This window comes from Acinetobacter sp. YH16051, assembly GCF_013417135.1.
Taxonomy (GTDB): domain Bacteria; phylum Pseudomonadota; class Gammaproteobacteria; order Pseudomonadales; family Moraxellaceae; genus Acinetobacter; species Acinetobacter towneri.
This window is the reverse complement of the sequence record NZ_VPEN01000003.1, coordinates 25,137-42,862: the sequence shown is the minus strand read 5'-3', so window position 1 is coordinate 42,862 and position 17,726 is coordinate 25,137. Positions and strand designations below refer to the sequence as shown.

Sequence of the window (17,726 nt, the reverse complement as noted above, 5' to 3'; positions counted from 1 at the left end):
AAAACAACCTGCATTTCTGCAGGTTGTTTTTTATGTCGTCAACGATGCGCTAAAACTTAGTTTTTATGACGCATGTGTGGGAATAAAATCACATCACGGATACTCGCAGCGTTGGCAAACAACATTACCAAACGGTCAATCCCGATGCCCTCACCTGCAGTTGGTGGTAAGCCGTATTCCAAAGCTTCAACAAAGTCTGCATCGTAATGCATCGCTTCATCATCGCCTGCGTCTTTTTCTGCAACCTGTGCTTGGAAACGCTCAGCTTGGTCAATCGGGTCATTTAATTCTGAGAAACCATTCGCCAATTCACGACCACCAATAAAGAACTCAAAACGGTCAGTAATGTGTGGGTTATCGTCATTACGACGTGCCAAAGGCGACGTTTCTGCAGGATATTCTGTAATGAAAGTCGGCTGACGTAATTGAGTTTCTACGGTTTCTTCAAACACGATGGTTTGTAGTTTGCCCAAACCAAAACCAGGCTTCACCTGTTCTTTCAATTCTTCCTGCACAAATTTAGCCAAGAAATCACGGTCATTAACATTTTCTGGCGTGAATTGTGGATTATGCTCAAGAATGGCATCAAACATAGAAATTTTCTTGAATGGGCCTTTGAAGCTATACACTTCATCGCCATACGGCACATCGGTAGTACCCAAAATATCCAAAGCCAGTTTTTCTAGCATTTGCTCAGTCAATGCCATCAAATCTTTATAGTCGGCATAAGCTTGGTAGAATTCGATCATGGTAAATTCAGGGTTATGACGTGTAGACACCCCTTCATTACGGAAGTTACGGTTAATTTCAAACACACGTTCAAAACCGCCAACCACTAAACGCTTTAAATATAATTCAGGCGCAATACGCAAGAATAACGGCATATCTAAAGCATTATGATGCGTTTCAAATGGACGTGCCGATGCACCGCCAGGAATCACATGCATCATTGGCGTTTCAACTTCCATAAAACGCTGTTCAGTTAAAAATGCACGAATACCCGAAACCACTTTGGCACGAATTTCAAAGGTTTTACGGGTGTCTTCATTTACGATTAAGTCTAAATAACGCTTACGATATTTCGCTTCGGTATCGCTTAAACCATGATATTTGTCTGGTAATGGACGTAAAGATTTGGTCAACAATTCAAAATGTTGAATATGAACATATAAATCGCCTTTGCCTGAACGACCAATATAGCCTTTCACTGCGATAATATCGCCCAAATCTAGGCTCTTGATCGTCTCTAATGTTTCAGCACTAAGTTCTTTACGCGCCACATACAACTGAATACGACCTGTCATGTCTTGAATTACGATGAATGAACCGCGGTTCAACATCACACGACCTGCTACAGACACATACACTTTTTCGCCTGCTTCAATTTCTTCTTTAGAAACTTCTGCGAATTGTGCCTGCAAATCTTCTGCGTAGTTTTCACGCTTAAACGTATTTGGCCAAGGGCTAGTTCCCTTCGCCTGCGCTTGTTCTTGAATTTGCTTTAACTTGGCATGACGCTGCGCAATTAAATCGTTTTCGGAAATAGTGGGTTCAGAAGTCGATTGAGCGTTATGTTGCGTCATCTCTGCCTCGAATAATTACTAAAAAAAGAAGTTCAATAGAATAGCAGATTTAGACACGATTTCGTATGCCTTCTCTGACTCGAGCAATTTATTTTTTAAATTGCCACTTGCTTTTGTGATTTTTTGTAGACTTAGACCAAAAGCTAACTTCTTTCTCAGGCTAAGCGCACTACAATATTGTTCAGAAAATAGATGAAAAAGACCGTATTTTGCTGTTTTTAAACCTGCTGATGTATCAGTCTAAATATTTTATTTTCTATCCACTTTATCTTTAGGCTCAGTTTGACTCAAGATGTTTAACTTTGTGAATCTGGCAATGAATACATGTGCTTTAAAAGTCTTGTTTTTACATGGATTAGATTCCTCGCGGGAGTCGACTAAATTCCATGCCATAGATGCAAAACAAAAATTTTGTATCAATGTCGATTATCGCAACTTAAATTATCAAACTGTTGCCGATTTTTATCACAATATCATTCAAAAAATTAAGCCTGAAATTTTGGTGGGACATAGTCTAGGCGGCTATTGGGCACTCAAAATGTCTTTGTCGCACCATATTCCGTGTGTGGTGGCAAATCCAAGTTTAGCTCCCACGTTTCGCAATGACTATCCTGCAATTTCAGATGATGACTTGCAGCACGATATTCCACAATTGGCTTATTTAGAATTGGGCGATGAAATTTTGGATATGCATGCCGCGCAAGCATTTTTAGAAAACTATATGCAGACCTCTACTTTTGAGTCTGGGCATCATCGCTTATTGCATCCAGAAAATATTAATTCTTGTATTCAGCAAATCGAACAAGCTTATCTTGCCAAATAAAGTCAAAGCTATCCATTAAAAATAATCAATTAAACATCACCCATTAAAAAAGCCTGATCACAACTATGGAGATCAGGCTTTTTTACAGCAGTTACAATAACTTAAAAGGATTAAGCCACTGCTTGTTCTGGTTTAGATTTATTGTCCAATACGGACCAAATATCTAAACCTAAATTTTTGTGTAAATCTGGTAAGTCTAGGAAAATGCTTGCACCTAAAACTTGATGATTACATTTTTCAGCCAATTGTTTCACTGCTTTTAAAGTGCCACCTGTCGCCAATACATCATCTACAATAATGACTTTTTGCGCTTGCACATCGGCAGCCATTTCTAAACGGTCTAAACCGTATTCTAAGCTATAACCCACACCCACAACTGGTGGTGGCAATTTACCTGCTTTACGCACAAGTACCAAACCTTTGCCTGTACGCTGTGCCAAAAGGCTCGCCAATACAAAACCACGTGCTTCTACTGCAATAAAGCTTTCAACTTCAGCTAATTTTTCTGCAGGAATGCTGGCAATTAAAGCATCTGTTAATGAATCCAAATTATTCATAAACAAAGGCGTTAAATCATAAAAATCTACGCCTGGTTTTGGAAAATGAGGAACTGTACGAATATGCGACCACAAAAAAGTAGACAAATTGCTCATGGAAGATCAGAAATGTGACTAAAGAATGGTTGAATTTTACCGTTTATTTTCACATAAGGCTAGTGATCGAATCGGCAAGACTGCCATCAATCACGCATCAAAACACTACAAGGTTTTGATTTTTATAAACTTTAATATACTTAAAAATATTAATATATATTTATTCCATAATAAAATAGCAAAAATATAAGACTTTTACTGTACGACCAAGGTCTTAAATGGCATTTAAACGCATAAAAACGTGATTTTTCCTGCAGCCATTCTCTCATTACAATGCCGTATCTATATCAAAAGAGGTCTTTTCTGCGCGGTTATGTCCCATGCAGCTATTCATTCTATAAAAGCACAGATTAAAATCGCTTATTTACTTTACTTTAGCCGTATAACTGCGTAAAAATTTAATCAAATAGATATATCATACAACTAGTCGTAGATAAGTTTTTTGCTGATCTGGAAATTTAAAGATCGGTTTATGGAGAATTGAATGAAAAAGTATCAATGCATCGTTTGTGGATGGATTTATGACGAAGCAGAAGGCTGGCCTCAAGATGGTATTGTGGCAGGTACATTATGGGAAGATATTCCTGATGACTGGACTTGCCCAGACTGCGGCGTTTCAAAAGCTGATTTTGAAATGATTGAAGTTTAAGACCACGAAAAGACCATGTCCGATGGTCTTTTTTTAACGCCAATTTCTATGCCCTCATTTGGAGTACACCTTATGCATCCTATCGTTATTATTGGTTCAGGCATGGCAGGTTATACTGTTGCACGCGAGTTTCGTAAGCTAAATGCAGAACAAGAGTTAGTCATGATTTGTGCAGATGATGCTGCCAATTATGCCAAACCAACTTTATCTAACGCATTGGCGGGCAATAAAGCCCCTGCTCAAATTGCATTGGGCGATGCAGCTAAAATGGCAAGCCAACTCAATATGCGTATTGAAACCCACACTTGGGTTAAAGCAATTGATGCAGAAGCGCATGTACTTGAATTAGAAAAAGAGGGTGTAAGCAGCCAACAACCTTATTCTAAATTGGTTTTGGCAGTGGGTGCGAATCCTGTACGTTTAGCCATTGCGGGCGATGGCAGTGATGACATTCATGTGGTAAATAATTTAAGTGATTACACCGCATTTCGCCAACAGCTTGAACAACGTCAAGACAAACGTGTGGTGATTTTAGGTGCAGGTTTAATTGGTTGTGAATTTGCCAATGACTTGCAGCAAACAGGACACCAAGTCACGGTGATTGACCTTGCACCACAACCACTAGGTCGTTTATTGCCGGATTATGTAGCCAGTGCTTTTAAACAAAACCTAGAAGAAACGGGTATCCATTTTGTATTGGGTACAACCGTTGAAAAAGTTTCGAAAATTAAAAATGACGACTATTTAGTGACCATTACCAGTGGTCAGTCTTTAATTGCCGATGTGGTACTGTCTGCCATTGGTTTACAACCAAACATTGCTTTGGCTAAAACAGCAGGCATCGAAACCAGACGTGGGGTCTTAACCAATGCGCAACTTGAAACCAGCCAAGCTGATATCTATGCAGTAGGTGATTGTGCGGAAGTGAATGGTATTTTATTGCCGTATGTGATGCCAATCATGCAGCAAGCACGTGCCTTAGCCAAAACCTTAAATGGTGAAACTACTCAGGTACACTACCCTGCCATGCCTGTTGCAGTGAAAACACCTGCTGCACCACTGACCGTTTTACCTGCGCCACTAGGGGTAGATGTCAACTGGCATACCGAAGAATTTGACGATGGCATGATTGCCAGAGCCTATGACCAAACCGATACCTTACGTGGCTTTGTCCTATTAGGCGCAACAGCGGCCAAACAACGCTTGAGTTTGACCAAATTAGTGCCAGACTTATTGCCTGTATCGGAATAAAATAAAAACAATAAAGGGCGATTGATTTCGCCCTTGCCTGACATGAGGATCACAACATGAATAGTGCACTTCAGTTCACCACATCGCCCTATACGGCATTTATGCACGAAACCAAAGTCGATTTAGGCAACGGAATTCAGCTGCATGTCGAAGTGGGCGGCAAAACTGAAGATCCACCTATTTTGCTGATTATGGGTTTAGGCGCACAAATGTTGTACTGGCCCGATTTCTTTTGTAAATCACTGATTGATCAGGGCTATCGTGTCATTCGCTATGACAACCGCGATATTGGTTTGTCATCCAAAATTCGCCACAAAGGTCCACGTCTGAACACCTATAAAATGATGGGGCGTTTTAGCTTAGGTCTGCAAAACCACGGTGCGCCTTATAACTTATTTGATATGGCGGATGATGCTGCATTACTATTAGAACGCTTAGGCATTGAAAAGACCGAAGTGATTGGTGCTTCTATGGGCGGCATGATTGCCCAAATTTTGGCTGCCAAATATGCAGATCGCGTGAATAATTTAGGCTTATTATTTACCAGTAATAACCAGCCTTTTTTACCACCACCATTTCCGAAACAACTGTTCAGTTTGCTAGAAAGACCAAAATCGCAAGATGAAAATGGCATTGTTGATCATAGTTTAAAACTCTTTAAGGTGATAGGCTCACCAGGCTATGTGAATCAACTCGAAGCGATGCAAACTGCACGCAAATTATATCAGCGAAGTTATTACCCTGCGGGTGTACTTCAACAGTTTTTAGCAATATTATGTACAGGCTCGTTGCTACAACTGGACAAACAAATTCAGCAACCTACCCTTGTGGTACATGGTTCGCAAGATCGTTTGCTCCCACCAGGGCATGGTAAGGCTGTTGCGAAAGCGATTCCGGGCGCTAAGTTTGAATTAATCAAAGGAATGGGGCATGATATTCCTCCACACTTTATTCCTCATCTTAGCGAACTGTTTGCTCACCACTTTAAATCATAATCATTAGGACACTATGGCTGCATTACCATCTTTAAGACAGCTGTCATACCTCGTTACACTGTCTGAAACGTTACATTTTACAGAAGCGGCTCGCCGTTCTTTTGTAACTCAGTCGACTTTGTCTGGCGGTATCATGGAACTGGAGCGCCTGCTTGGCGGCGTACTGGTAGAACGTGATCGACAGAATGTACGTTTAACCCCATTGGGTGAACAAGTCGTAGCACGCGCCCGTGTTCTGTTAGCAGATGCACAGGACTTAATGCGTTTAAGCCGTGAAATGAGTGAGCCTCTCACAGGTGATTTACACTTAGGCGTGATTCCAACCATTGCCCCATTTATTTTGGCGCAACTGTTAGATGAAGTGCATAAGCAGCTACCTAAAATTCAATTGCATTTACACGAAGCGCAAAGTGAAAAAATTGTCGAAAAACTGGAACACGGCAATTTAGATATGGTGGTGTTAGCCCTGCCATTCGATACGCGTGGTTTGAAAGTGGCTGAAATTTCTAAAGAAGATTTGTTCTTGGTTTATCACAAGGGCGATCAAAAATCGGCGCAGGCCAATTCTTTAGATGATTTGGATTTATCGCGTTTAATGCTGCTTGAAGAAGGTCATTGCTTACGTGATCACACTTTAAGTGCTTGCCCGATTGGTGAACGCAAAAACGATCATCGTTTAAAAGCCAGCTCTTTGCCGACCTTGGTTGAAATGGTGTCTGCAAATTTAGGCTTTACCCTATTGCCTGAAATTGCAATTCATAATGCCATGATCAAATCGAATCCAGATTTACAGATCAAAAGTATTGAGGCTGCACCAAGCCGTACTTTGGCTTTAGTGACGCGTAAAAGCACGCCATTACAAAGTGAATTTGACGTTTTGCTGCAGATTTTACAGAAAATCACTCAAAACGCAGTCTAAATTTAGACACACGATCCAACATTTCATTAAGGAGCCAACATGGCTCCTTTTTTATTTTTCGTTCAAAAATGCGTATTGTTTTTGCAGTTCACTATGATTTAAGTGACTTATAAATATGAATAAGTTTTAAAATGTGAGATTCATCACAAATTCAACAATTCACTCTTACCACTGAACGAAAGAACGGTATCGAGTTACATTACTCACGTTTTCAACACATTTCAAAAAAACATATTCAGCAACAATTACTTATATTTACCCTTTTTATATAAAAATCACTATATTTAAGGATATTCAGTTACAGCAATATCACGCACAATCTATTTATCAAAATTATTTATAGAACAGCACAGGAGTATTTGTCATGATTCACAGAGATCTCGTTTTACCTGTGCCTGTTCTGCTGATTGATGATCAGGTAGAAGCATCACAAAATTTAAGCCACATTTTACAAAATTTTGGCTACCCTAAAGAGGTTCTACTTTGCAGCCCATCGCTCGCAAATGCAGTGCTGATGGTGCAGCAACATTTGCCTAATTTGGTATTTATCAATTTACAGTCTTGGTCAAAAGCTCAAATTGATTTTATCCAAAATCTCAAACTTTTCCGTAAAGATACCTTAATTGTGGCGGTGCTGCCTTCAAGTATGCCAAAACAATTGCTACAAGCTATTCATTTAGGCATTTCAGCCTATGTCTTTAGCGACCAATCTGCAACAGGCATGCAAAACCAGATTCGCACCATTTTACGTGGCGGCTCACCGCTAGACGGCAACTTAGCCAATGAAATCTTAGCCTGCGAACAATCCATTGTCGCACATGGTCATTCTTTGGCACTCTCTAAAACTGAACATGAAATATTGGCGCTTTCAGGACAAGGTTTACCTTCACAACAAGTTGCTGCCAACCTGAATGCTTCAGAACAACTGGTGCATGGTTATGTGAAAAGTATTTATCGCAAAATTATGAATGCGGATGATGCGATGTGCTGTTTTTCTTAAATTATTGATCAATAAATATCAATCAAAAATATAAGTCTTAAATAAATATTAGAAACAAAAAAAGAGCGATGTCTGGCATCGCTCTTTTTACCTGTTATAAATGTTTGAAACTAAACAATACTATCGGTCAGGATACGCTGCGCATTGTGTGGTTCTTCACCCTCAGCTGCTTTTACACGCACCCAAGTTCCATCACCCTGCAACAGCCACGCCTGTTGATTGTCTTGCATGTAGGTCAATAAACCTTGCTCATAAATACGCTTTTTCAAAGCTGGATCTTCAATTGGGAAACACGCTTCAACGCGGTTAAATAAGTTACGATCCATCCAGTCAGCACTTGAACAATAAATACGTGGATTGCCATTATTAGAGAAATAATAGACACGGGTATGTTCAAGGAAACGTCCGACAATCGAACGCACACGGATATTTTCCGATAAGCCCGGCAAACCTGGGCGCAAGCAGCAAATTGAACGGATGATGAGATCAATTTGCACACCCGCCTGAGACGCCTCGTACAATTTATTGATCAATTGCATTTCAGTCAGTGCATTCACTTTCACAATAATTTGTGCGGGCTTACCTGCTTTAGCATTGGCAATTTCTTCATCAATATAATTCACCAACTGTGCGTGCAGGGTAAATGGTGCATGCAACAACTTTTTCAGTTTTGCCATTTTACCCATGCCTGTTAGCTCTTGGAAAATACGATGCACATCTTCACACAGCTCTTTGTCTGTGGTCAGTAAACCATAGTCGGTATAAATACGCGCATTGCCTGCGTGGTAGTTACCTGTGCCTAAATGTACATAACGCACCAATTTATTATTTTCACGGCGCACCACCAAAATCATTTTGGCGTGGGTTTTATACCCCACAATACCGTACACAACCACAGCGCCCGCTTCTTGCAACACGTTAGCCACAGCAATGTTAGATTCTTCATCAAAACGTGCACGCAGTTCAATCACCGCAGTCACTTCTTTACCGTTTCGTGCAGCCTCTGCAAGCACTTGTACAATTTCAGAATCTGCGCCACTACGATATAAAGTTTGTTTGATTGCCAAGACTTGTGGATCACGTGCAGCTTCACGCAGCAAGTTAATCACGGGTGCAAAAGATTCAAACGGATGGTGTAATAAAATGTCTTGCTTTTGCATCGCTGAAAAAATATTTTCAGACTTTTTTAACACCTTTGGAATGGCGGGTGTATGTGAATCATAACGTAAATGTGGACGTTTAAAATTAGACAATAAACGCGCCAAGTTCACTGGGCCATCTACTTTATAAAGTTGTTCTTCTTCAAGATCGAACTCATCTAGCAAATAATCATAAATGGCTTTCGGGCAGTTGTGCGTTACTTCTAAACGTACCGCACGACCAAAACGGCGTGAGTTTAATTCGCCTTTTAGGGCTTTGGCCAAGTCTTCTACATCTTCATTTAACGCCAAATCTGCATTACGGGTCACACGGAATTGATAGCATCCAGTCGCAGTCATGCCCGGGAATAAGTCAGACACATGCTCATGAATAATTGCTGAAAGCATGACGTGGTGCTCTTTACCGCCTGTAAGTTCATCGGGTAAACGAACTACACGTGGTAATGAACGTGGTGCAGGAACAACCGCCAAATCAATTTGACGACCAAAAGCATCTTTCCCTTCTAAAGTCACAATAAAATTCAGACTTTTATTGACCAAACGTGGAAATGGATGTGCAGGGTCTAGGCTAATTGGGGTTAATACAGGGGCAACTTGCTCTTGGAAATATTTTTTCACCCATGCCGATTGTGCAGGGGTTAATTCACCACGACGTAAGAAACAAATGTCTTCTTCACGTAATTTTGGCAAAATTTCCTGATTTAAAATACGGTACTGGCGTTCAATAGCAGCATGTGCTGTTTTAGAAATTTGATCTAACACCTGCTTAGGGGTTAAACCATCTGGACTACGGCTTTCATTGCCCAAGTCCAATTGTTCCATCATGCCCGCAACACGAATTTCAAAAAACTCATCCAAGTTACGTGAAAAAATCAGCAGGAAGTTCATGCGTTCCAACAAAGGATGCAACGGATCGACAGCTTGCTCAAGCACGCGCAAATGGAAATCTAAAATAGACAGTTCGCGGTTAATGTAGCGATCATTATATGTATATTCTGTTTGCGCAGGAGTCGCGCCTGTTGCCGTATTCATACCCACCTATGCTTTTTTAAAATGTTTGGCACTGCTACAAGTATGCTTCAATTTTGTGACATTTTCATAAAAAAAGCCTAAAAAATTAGGCTTTGTGGATATTTTCACATTTTATAGTTTGTTTTCGCTCAATTTAGGGAATTTCCGCATAACGCATATAGCGCTGCACCATCTGTTTACGGGCTTTTAATGCCCCCGCATTACGATGTTCCTGAAAATATTTTGGATTGGTTAAAATCGCAGCCAAGAAAATTGCTTGATCACGGCTTAAACTTTTTGCACTTTTGCCAAAATAATGCTGTGCCGCAGCTTCGGCACCATAAATATTATCGCCAAATTCTACCGAGTTGAGATAGACCTCTAAAATACGCTGCTTTGACCACATGCGTTCCATCATCCATGTCGCCACAACTTCTTGCCCTTTACGCAAAAAAGATCGCTTATTGTATAAAAACAAATTCTTGGCGAGCTGCTGAGAAATTGTGGAACCACCTGCAACAACCTTGCCTTCATCTTTGTTCCGTTCCAGCGCAGTTTGAATACCTTCCCAGTCAAAGCCATGATGTTGCATAAATTTGCCATCTTCGGCAGTCACCACAGCTCGCTTTAAATTATCACTGAGTTGGTCATAGTCGCGCCATTGATGTTGTATAGGCTTACTCGGTTCAGCCCAATAATCCAAACGCATCATCATGGTCGATTGCACAGGCTGCGTACGCCACCACACCAAGCTGCTAAAAATCCATAATTGAACCAAAAGCACCACACTGACAAGAATTAACAAAGTTCGTATAAAAAAAGCTTTCATCTTGGTGCATGGCTCCTGAAGCGTTATTTTTTCGTGTTAAGCTTAGATTGATCACTACGACACAATATTCAAATATATGTCCCAACATCCCCCAAACCTGCGCAACAATAAAGTTGAAATTCACCTGTGGTGGATTACCGCAGCCCTGATTGCAATAAACGTGGCTTTGTTTGCATGGCAAGTGCTCAACGGCATGAACATTAGCAATCCTAGCCCGCAAGATGCAATACGCTGGGGTGCTGATTATGCACCTTTAACCTTTTTGGCGGAACCCATTCGCCTGTTCAGCAGCATGTTTTTTCATTTCGGTTTAGTACATTTAATGTTAAATATGTGGGCCTTGTATATTTTTGGCAGCGTCAGTGAACAGTTGTTTGGGCGTGTCTATTTTATAGTGTTATATGTTTGCGCAGGTTTGATGGGTAGCCTGCTTAGTGGCTATGTCAGCATTCAAGACAGCTATACCCTGCTCGAACAAGGTGTCGCTAATCCAAAGCTGTTACCTAGCGTGGGTGCAGGTGCATCGGGTGCGGTGATGGGACTTGGAGCTGCACTGACGGTATTGGCGTTATTGCCCCAATTACCTCGCCAAAAATTTCTGTTGGATGGCAAGACTTTGGTGATGGTGATGGCACTGAACTTAGGTATGGGCTTTATGATCAGTGGCATTAATAATGCTGCACATATTGGCGGCATGCTCATGGGCGCAGCCATGACACTCATTTGGTATATTGGACAACGCAGCAAACACAGTAACTTAGTGAACGGTTTTGCGATGCTCCTTGCACCATTGGGCTGTGCTGCATTTTACTGGTATTGCCATCAACTGCTTGCCCCAATTCAACCCCTTTGGCAAGAACTGCTTAGCATGATGCAACGCAGTCTGGGTTAAACAATCAACCTTTACAACAAGTAAAACAACATCAACTAGAGATGAATCAGGACTGATTCATCTCCCTTAAACTTTGCAGTGGCGGAATATCGCATAAATAACTTAAACGATAACGTCCAATCAAGGCACACAGCACGGTCATAAATACAGGCAAAATCAGCCAGATGTCCCAATGTGGTTGCAGCATTAAATCCATGCGGTAACTGGCAACAGCACTAATGACTTCGGCAAATAAACACGCCACTATTCCCGCCATAAAGCCCATAAAACCGATTTCCAGACTCAACATACGTTTGAGTTTTTGTTTAGAACTACCAAAAGAACGCAGTAATGCGACTTCGCGTTTGCGCTCATCCATCAGCAAGTTTAAACACGCGATTAATACCAACAGCCCAGACACACTCACCAAAATGGCTAAAATGGTGATGATCTGCACCAACACATTCACAATGCGTTTAATTTCATCCAAAATTAGGCTGACATCAATAAACACTGTGTTGGCAAATTGCTGAATCAATTGAATTAGTTTCGGTTTATCTGCTTCAGGCACATAGAAACTGCCCAAATAACTGCCTGCATTTTCATCCATAGTGTGCGGTGAAAAAATAAAGAAAAAATTTGGACTAAAGCTTTCCCACTCCACCGTACGCAGATTAATCACTTCGGCTTCAAGTATGCCTTCAGGCAAACTAAAACTGAGTCGATCACCAATTTGAATGCCCAACTCGGCAGCCGTATCTGCTTCTACTGACACTTGTCCCACTGCACTGAAATTGGCTTGCCCATTTACAATGATATTATCGGCAGGATAACGGTCAGACTGTGTCAGGTTGAGTTCGCGTCTTAACGTATTGCTTTGCTGAATTAAGGCGTCGGCAAAAGGTTGATCATTTTTGGCGACCAAACGCCCACGTATATTTGGATAAAGTGGCGTGCTGTGCCACTGCTGCTGCGTTAATTGTTGTTGAAACTCAGGCATATCAAACGGTGGCAAGCCGTAAACAAACTGATTGGGTGTTCCTTCGGGCAATTGCTGCTGCCAACGATCTAGCAGGTCGGTACGCAACACTGCAAGTACCGTAATTAAACTTAATCCTAAAGCCAATGCAGTAATTTGAAATGCCGTGACAGCAGGCGCACGAATATACGCTGCGAGTCTGCCTTTAGAATGACGCAATAATTTTAATAAACTCCACACCACTCCATACAGCAATACGCACAGCGCAATAATCGCACCAATCACCCATGTACTAAGCACTAAACTTTCGGTCAAGACCACACAAAATACGATTAGACTTAGCGTCCCTGTAAGCAACATCCACCACCAAGCGCGCATGCTTTTGTCTTGTTGGCGAATCACGCGAATCGGTGCGGTATTCAGCAATTGCAATAAATTAGGCAGCACAAAACCCAACAACACCACAGCACTGGTGAGCATGGCGATTGGCAATGGCCCAAGCAACATTGCCATGGCTGAAAATTGAATTTCCAGGTGCGGAATCAGTTGCAGCATGATTTGCAACAAAGCATAGCCCAACGTCACGCCCAAAATACTGCCAATGCCCATAGCGATAATTAAGACCAAAGCAAGCAAAGCCAAATAAGCGGCTAAAATTTGTCGTTTACTTGCACCAATACAACGTAATAAGGCGATATGATCCTGATTTTGTTGCACATAGCGCTGACTGGTCAAACCAATCGCAATCCCACACAATAAAATGGTCAGGATATTCGCTAACTGTAAAAAGGTATCTAAATTGGCAATGGGGCGCATTAAGCGAGTATTGCCTTCACTGGCATTGCGTAGTCTTAAACTACTTTGTTCTTCAAAGTTTTGTTCAGGGCTGGCCGTTTGCTGTGCCTGTGCAGGCTGTTGTGTATGTGTTTTAAAATACTGCTCAAAATTTTGTGTATCTTTGGCGCTGCCTGCCAACAACAAACGGTAATCTATGCGGCTACCCACTTGAATCGCGTGGGTACGTGCTACATCGGCCTGTGAAATTATCACTGTCGGCGAAAAACCTGAAAAACCGAGTTCCTGATTAGAATCGTGTTCAATTTTTGCAGTCACGGTAAATGCTGCATCGGCAATATTCACCGTTTCACCAAGTTTAACGTGAAGCAAATCCATGGCACGTTGGCTGAGCCAAATTTCACCAGATTGAATCTTGTCCGCTGCAGGACTCACCCTCAATTCACCACGTAACGGAAAATTGTGCTCAATCGCTTTGACATTCACCATCACAAATTGCGCTTGAGTATGTGCCATCGAACTAAATACAGTCACATGCGACTGTTGTAACTGATGTGCAGTCGCCTGATCCTGCCAGTCTTGCGCAATGGGCTCATTGTCACTCAGGACTAAATCACCCGCCAACATTTCTGCCGCTTGCAACGCTACCGCATTTTGAATTTGTTCATTGCTAAACTTTAAGGCCGTGGTCGCACTAATCGCTAAAGTCAGCGCAATAATCAGTAAATATACACCACTGCTTTTAAAACTCTGCTTTAACAGCGGATGAAATAATGCGTTCATTTCATCCTCCTGTTATGGCAGCAGTTGGCTTAGCTGCAAATTGCTCAACCAATTGCCCATCAATTAAGGCATAGTGACGCTGACATTGTGCTGCTAGTTTCGGGTCGTGCGTGACCAACACCAAGGTTGTGCCCAACTCGCGGTTCAATTCAAATAACAATTGCTCAATTTCAGTTGCAGTTTCCCCATCCAAGTTTCCTGTCGGTTCATCGGCAAAAATAATTTTAGGTTCACGAATTAAAGCGCGTGCAATGGCGACACGTTGTTGCTCACCTCCCGAAAGCACTTTCGGCGTTTGCTGTGCTTGTCGTTCTAAACCCACACGTTTCAGCAAGTTGAGGGCTTTTTGTTCTGCCTCTGCATATTTAAATTTTTCCTGCAAACGTAGTGGCAACATCACATTTTCCAGTGCCGTCAAATGCGGCAATAACTGAAATGACTGGAACACAAAACCAATATGCTTTAAACGAACTTCTGCACGTTGTTCTTCGTTTAATTCTGCAATTGACTCACCACATACCACCAATTTTCCACTGCTGGCCTGATCTAATGTTGCCAAAATACCCAATAAGGTCGATTTTCCTGAACCCGAACGACCTGTAATGGCCACTTGTTCACCTTCCTGAATATCGAAGTTTAAATTCTCAAAAATGGTCAATTGTTTTTGTGCAAGTTGTATCTTTTGTGTCAAATTTTGGGCAGAAATAATCGTTTGTGGCATGATATTAGATTCTTTAGTGTTTTGAGTCATACGTTTCCCATTATGCAAAATCGCAATCTAACTAGTCGTGTCTTCCCGCGTGTGTTGCTGCTCGGACTATGTTTCAGCCCATTCGTGGTATCTGCAAAAACCATTATGATTGTAGGTGACAGCTTAAGTGCAGGTTACGGCATACAACCACAACAAGGTTGGGTTCACTTATTGCAAAAACGTTTAGAACAACAGTATCCGAAACAGCATAAAGTGGTCAATGCAAGTGTCAGTGGCGAAACCACCAGTGGTGCTTTGGCGCGTCTGCCTAAATTGCTGCAGACCCATCGTCCAGACGTTGTAGTCATTGAGTTAGGCGGAAATGATGGCTTGCGTGGACAACCGCCACAAATGATTCAAAAAAATTTAGCGAACTTAATTCAGCATAGCCAAAAAGCCAAAGCGAAAGTGGTGATTTTTGGGATGAAAATGCCGCCAAATTACGGCTCGGCGTATAGCAAAGCATTTGAAAATAACTATAAAGTGGTGAGTCAGCAATATAAAGTCAAATTACTGCCATTTTTTATGGAAGGTATTGCGGGCAATAAGCAATTGATGCAAAAAGATTTAATTCATCCAAATGCCAAAGCTCAGCCTATTTTGCTAAATAATGCTTATCCATATATCAAAGGCGCTTTATAAAGCGCCTTTGAGGAAAATCTAATTGCTGTGCAGTTCGGATTAAAAATCAAAAAAAACCACTTCACCTGTTTCCAGTGAATATTCTGCACCGACTACTTTCAACTGACCTTGTTCAATCAGGTTTTCTAAAACTGCTGAACCATGACGCAATTGATTTACCGATGCAAATACATTGGAACGTACTGCATGCTTAGACAATTTCGCCAAATCATTTTTCAGTTCAGTCTGCATTAAGGTTTCAACTGAAGGGCGAACACGGTTCACAATCGACATTAAATTTGCCGATGGTGGACAGTCTGGGCACATTAAAGTATCAATTGTCGCTTGAATTGCACCACAGTGACTGTGTCCTAAGACAACAACCACAGCACAGTCATAACGCTCTGCCGCAAATTCAACACTACCTACCTGTGATGGCGCAACCACGTTGCCCGCAACACGAATTACAAAAAGATCACCCAATCCTTGGTCAAATACCATTTCTGCAGGAACACGTGAATCTGAACATCCTAAAATAATGGCAAATGGATTTTGGTCTTCTGCCATTTCTGCACGCTGTTGGTGCGACAATTGCTTCGGATGTCTGGTATCACCAGAAACAAAACGTTGGTTTCCTTGTTTAAGACGTTCTAAAGCTTCTTGAGCTGTTAGCATTCTTGATTTACCACCGATCTTTGAAGTTGCGATATTCTAAAGCCAGTTTTTATGAATGTCACTTGCAAAAAAATATGCAGCTGCGCTTTTCTTTATTCATTTTTGTTATAAATTTTTTCACTTTTTATTGAGATAGGTCACATTTTCTACCAATTTCAAAGCTTTGATCAAAAAAGCAAGGGATGACTTTCATTTTTAAACGCCTACAATAGACAGAATACACTTGTGCAATTAGACCTAAGAGCTAGTGCCTATCATTATTGGAGCCTGTTTTGGGTTCGTCAGGGGAAGACGTTTTCATGATGAAATTTATTCGATCACGTTATCTACATACGACTTTATTGGCTTTGGGACTAAGTACATCTTGCCTTGTGCAAAGCGCTGCGCCCAATCCATATACCTTCACAAAAAACAATAACGCCAGTAACAGCAACGCAACTGAACTTAAACTATTACAAAATCATTTTCAGCAACAGCGCAAACAAGCAGGACTAAGCTCTAAAAGCATTCGTGTTGGAGATGTCGTCTGGAGCTATAACGAAGGTGGCTCGCACAGCAAACCCACAATTTTATTGATTCATGGTTTGGCAGGCACACGTGATAATTGGAACCGTGTCGCGCAATTTTTAACCCCACATTATCATGTGATTATTCCAGATTTACCCAATAGCGGTGACACCAAAACTCCAAGCAATTTTGATAATTCAGTTCCGAATGTAACTTCACAACTGCGTCAATTTATTGAAGCAATTGACTGTGAAGAAAACTTACACGTGGCAGGACATTCTTTAGGCGGCTCAATTGCAACCGTGTATGCCTCGCAATATCCTTTTGATACGCAAAGTTTATTTTTACTCAATAGTGCAGGCATTTATAAACTTGCTAATACGCCTTACACCAAAAATCCATTATCTTTAAATGACTTAATTGTGAGCAAACATGGCGATTTAGCCGACGTCGCCAAACAAATCATGCAAAGCCCGCCTGCCATGACCTCACAAATTCAACATGCGCAAGAAGAAGTCCTGATTTCTCGCTCAGAACAAACCCGTAAAGCAATTGAGCAAATTGTCAAACTCAACCGTATTTATACTCCAGACTCATTTGCACGTTTAGCAGGATCAATTGAAGCACCGACCCTGATTTTATGGGGTAAGCAAGATCGCATTATTAATGTTGAAGTGGCGAAGGAATTACAATCTTTACTCAAACGCGCCGAAACACCTGTGATTCTTAATAATGTTGGACACATGCCGTTATTGGAAGCTGAAAAACAAGTCGCACAATATTATTTGCCGTTTCTGGCTAAAACTCAGAACCTAAAAAACCCACTTGCTGATAAACTGATTCCTCTAAATTAATTATTATATAAAACCTT

16 protein-coding genes are annotated in these 17,726 nt (G+C 41.3%); 9 read left to right on the top strand and 7 right to left on the bottom strand.

The window, feature by feature from the left end:
- Positions 1-56: 56 nt before the first annotated feature.
- Positions 57-1,583: a lysine--tRNA ligase gene (lysS, locus tag FTV41_RS03620; protein WP_096900968.1), complete on the bottom strand. Its 1,527-nt coding sequence runs from the start codon at positions 1,581-1,583 to the stop codon at positions 57-59.
- Between the two features lie 316 nt (positions 1,584-1,899).
- Between lysS and FTV41_RS03615 the strand changes: the two genes are divergently transcribed.
- Positions 1,900-2,406: a YqiA/YcfP family alpha/beta fold hydrolase gene (locus FTV41_RS03615; RefSeq protein WP_026438299.1), complete on the top strand. Its 507-nt coding sequence runs from the start codon at positions 1,900-1,902 to the stop codon at positions 2,404-2,406.
- Between the two features lie 110 nt (positions 2,407-2,516).
- On the opposite strand, the gene FTV41_RS03610 is transcribed toward FTV41_RS03615, so the two are convergent.
- The gene (locus FTV41_RS03610; protein ID WP_004972003.1) at positions 2,517-3,059 is read right to left on the bottom strand and encodes an adenine phosphoribosyltransferase; all 543 of its coding nucleotides are present in this window, start codon (positions 3,057-3,059) and stop codon (positions 2,517-2,519) included.
- A gap of 484 nt (positions 3,060-3,543) precedes the next feature.
- On the opposite strand from FTV41_RS03610, the gene rubA reads away from it, so the two are divergent.
- The 5 genes from rubA (at position 3,544) to FTV41_RS03585 (ending at position 7,873) form a co-directional block, all read left to right on the top strand.
- The gene (gene rubA / locus FTV41_RS03605) at positions 3,544-3,708 is read left to right on the top strand and encodes a rubredoxin RubA (RefSeq protein WP_004972007.1); all 165 of its coding nucleotides are present in this window, start codon (positions 3,544-3,546) and stop codon (positions 3,706-3,708) included.
- Positions 3,709-3,780: 72 nt separating this feature from the next.
- Positions 3,781-4,959 (top strand): FAD-dependent oxidoreductase, encoded by a 1,179-nt coding sequence (locus FTV41_RS03600; protein ID WP_179996141.1) that lies wholly within the window; start codon positions 3,781-3,783, stop codon positions 4,957-4,959.
- A gap of 56 nt (positions 4,960-5,015) precedes the next feature.
- A complete protein-coding gene (locus tag FTV41_RS03595) occupies positions 5,016-5,954 on the top strand; it encodes an alpha/beta fold hydrolase (RefSeq protein ID WP_154320942.1) in 939 nt (312 codons plus the stop codon).
- Positions 5,955-5,967: 13 nt separating this feature from the next.
- The gene (gene oxyR, locus FTV41_RS03590; protein ID WP_096900971.1) at positions 5,968-6,873 is read left to right on the top strand and encodes a LysR family transcriptional regulator OxyR; all 906 of its coding nucleotides are present in this window, start codon (positions 5,968-5,970) and stop codon (positions 6,871-6,873) included.
- A gap of 364 nt (positions 6,874-7,237) precedes the next feature.
- On the top strand, positions 7,238-7,873 hold the full coding sequence (locus FTV41_RS03585) for a LuxR C-terminal-related transcriptional regulator (RefSeq protein WP_096900972.1): 636 nt from the start codon (positions 7,238-7,240) through the stop codon (positions 7,871-7,873).
- A gap of 110 nt (positions 7,874-7,983) precedes the next feature.
- Here FTV41_RS03585 and ppk1 read toward each other — a convergent pair whose 3' ends face one another.
- The gene (gene ppk1 / locus FTV41_RS03580) at positions 7,984-10,065 is read right to left on the bottom strand and encodes a polyphosphate kinase 1 (RefSeq protein WP_096900973.1); all 2,082 of its coding nucleotides are present in this window, start codon (positions 10,063-10,065) and stop codon (positions 7,984-7,986) included.
- A 133-nt stretch (positions 10,066-10,198) separates the two neighbouring features.
- Entirely contained in the window at positions 10,199-10,873 is a 675-nt protein-coding gene (gene mtgA / locus FTV41_RS03575; RefSeq protein ID WP_004972019.1) for a monofunctional biosynthetic peptidoglycan transglycosylase, read from the bottom strand.
- A gap of 76 nt (positions 10,874-10,949) precedes the next feature.
- Between mtgA and FTV41_RS03570 the strand changes: the two genes are divergently transcribed.
- Entirely contained in the window at positions 10,950-11,765 is an 816-nt protein-coding gene (locus FTV41_RS03570; protein ID WP_179996140.1) for a rhomboid family intramembrane serine protease, read from the top strand.
- A gap of 46 nt (positions 11,766-11,811) precedes the next feature.
- On the opposite strand, the gene FTV41_RS03565 is transcribed toward FTV41_RS03570, so the two are convergent.
- Complete coding sequence (locus FTV41_RS03565) at positions 11,812-14,301, bottom strand: ABC transporter permease (protein WP_179996139.1); 2,490 nt, start codon at positions 14,299-14,301, stop codon at positions 11,812-11,814.
- A gap of 1 nt (position 14,302) precedes the next feature.
- The gene (locus FTV41_RS03560; RefSeq protein WP_004972026.1) at positions 14,303-15,052 is read right to left on the bottom strand and encodes an ABC transporter ATP-binding protein; all 750 of its coding nucleotides are present in this window, start codon (positions 15,050-15,052) and stop codon (positions 14,303-14,305) included.
- Positions 15,053-15,064: 12 nt separating this feature from the next.
- On the opposite strand from FTV41_RS03560, the gene FTV41_RS03555 reads away from it, so the two are divergent.
- Positions 15,065-15,694, top strand: coding sequence for an arylesterase (locus FTV41_RS03555; protein WP_004972029.1), 630 nt, complete (start codon positions 15,065-15,067; stop codon positions 15,692-15,694).
- A gap of 39 nt (positions 15,695-15,733) precedes the next feature.
- On the opposite strand, the gene FTV41_RS03550 is transcribed toward FTV41_RS03555, so the two are convergent.
- A complete protein-coding gene (locus FTV41_RS03550) occupies positions 15,734-16,348 on the bottom strand; it encodes a carbonic anhydrase (RefSeq protein WP_004972031.1) in 615 nt (204 codons plus the stop codon).
- A 299-nt stretch (positions 16,349-16,647) separates the two neighbouring features.
- On the opposite strand from FTV41_RS03550, the gene FTV41_RS03545 reads away from it, so the two are divergent.
- Positions 16,648-17,709, top strand: a complete 1,062-nt coding sequence (locus FTV41_RS03545) for an alpha/beta fold hydrolase (RefSeq protein WP_026438298.1) — start codon at positions 16,648-16,650, stop codon at positions 17,707-17,709.
- Positions 17,710-17,726 lie beyond the last annotated feature (17 nt).

Excerpts from the sequence above, each read along its gene's own strand:
- FTV41_RS03600 (WP_179996141.1), top strand. The coding sequence starts at position 3,781 with ATGCATCCTATCGTTATTATTGGTTCAGGCATGGCAGGTTATACTGTT.
- FTV41_RS03565 (WP_179996139.1), bottom strand. The coding sequence starts at position 14,301 with ATGAACGCATTATTTCATCCGCTGTTAAAGCAGAGTTTTAAAAGCAGT.
- oxyR (WP_096900971.1), top strand. The coding sequence starts at position 5,968 with ATGGCTGCATTACCATCTTTAAGACAGCTGTCATACCTCGTTACACTG.
- FTV41_RS03560 (WP_004972026.1), bottom strand. The coding sequence starts at position 15,052 with ATGACTCAAAACACTAAAGAATCTAATATCATGCCACAAACGATTATT.
- FTV41_RS03595 (WP_154320942.1), top strand. The coding sequence starts at position 5,016 with ATGAATAGTGCACTTCAGTTCACCACATCGCCCTATACGGCATTTATG.
- ppk1 (WP_096900973.1), bottom strand. The coding sequence starts at position 10,065 with ATGAATACGGCAACAGGCGCGACTCCTGCGCAAACAGAATATACATAT.
- FTV41_RS03570 (WP_179996140.1), top strand. The coding sequence starts at position 10,950 with ATGTCCCAACATCCCCCAAACCTGCGCAACAATAAAGTTGAAATTCAC.
- FTV41_RS03550 (WP_004972031.1), bottom strand. The coding sequence starts at position 16,348 with ATGCTAACAGCTCAAGAAGCTTTAGAACGTCTTAAACAAGGAAACCAA.
- lysS (WP_096900968.1), bottom strand. The coding sequence starts at position 1,583 with ATGACGCAACATAACGCTCAATCGACTTCTGAACCCACTATTTCCGAA.
- FTV41_RS03615 (WP_026438299.1), top strand. The coding sequence starts at position 1,900 with ATGAATACATGTGCTTTAAAAGTCTTGTTTTTACATGGATTAGATTCC.
- FTV41_RS03585 (WP_096900972.1), top strand. The coding sequence starts at position 7,238 with ATGATTCACAGAGATCTCGTTTTACCTGTGCCTGTTCTGCTGATTGAT.
- mtgA (WP_004972019.1), bottom strand. The coding sequence starts at position 10,873 with ATGAAAGCTTTTTTTATACGAACTTTGTTAATTCTTGTCAGTGTGGTG.
- FTV41_RS03610 (WP_004972003.1), bottom strand. The coding sequence starts at position 3,059 with ATGAGCAATTTGTCTACTTTTTTGTGGTCGCATATTCGTACAGTTCCT.
- FTV41_RS03555 (WP_004972029.1), top strand. The coding sequence starts at position 15,065 with ATGCAAAATCGCAATCTAACTAGTCGTGTCTTCCCGCGTGTGTTGCTG.
- FTV41_RS03545 (WP_026438298.1), top strand. The coding sequence starts at position 16,648 with ATGATGAAATTTATTCGATCACGTTATCTACATACGACTTTATTGGCT.
- rubA (WP_004972007.1), top strand. The coding sequence starts at position 3,544 with ATGAAAAAGTATCAATGCATCGTTTGTGGATGGATTTATGACGAAGCA.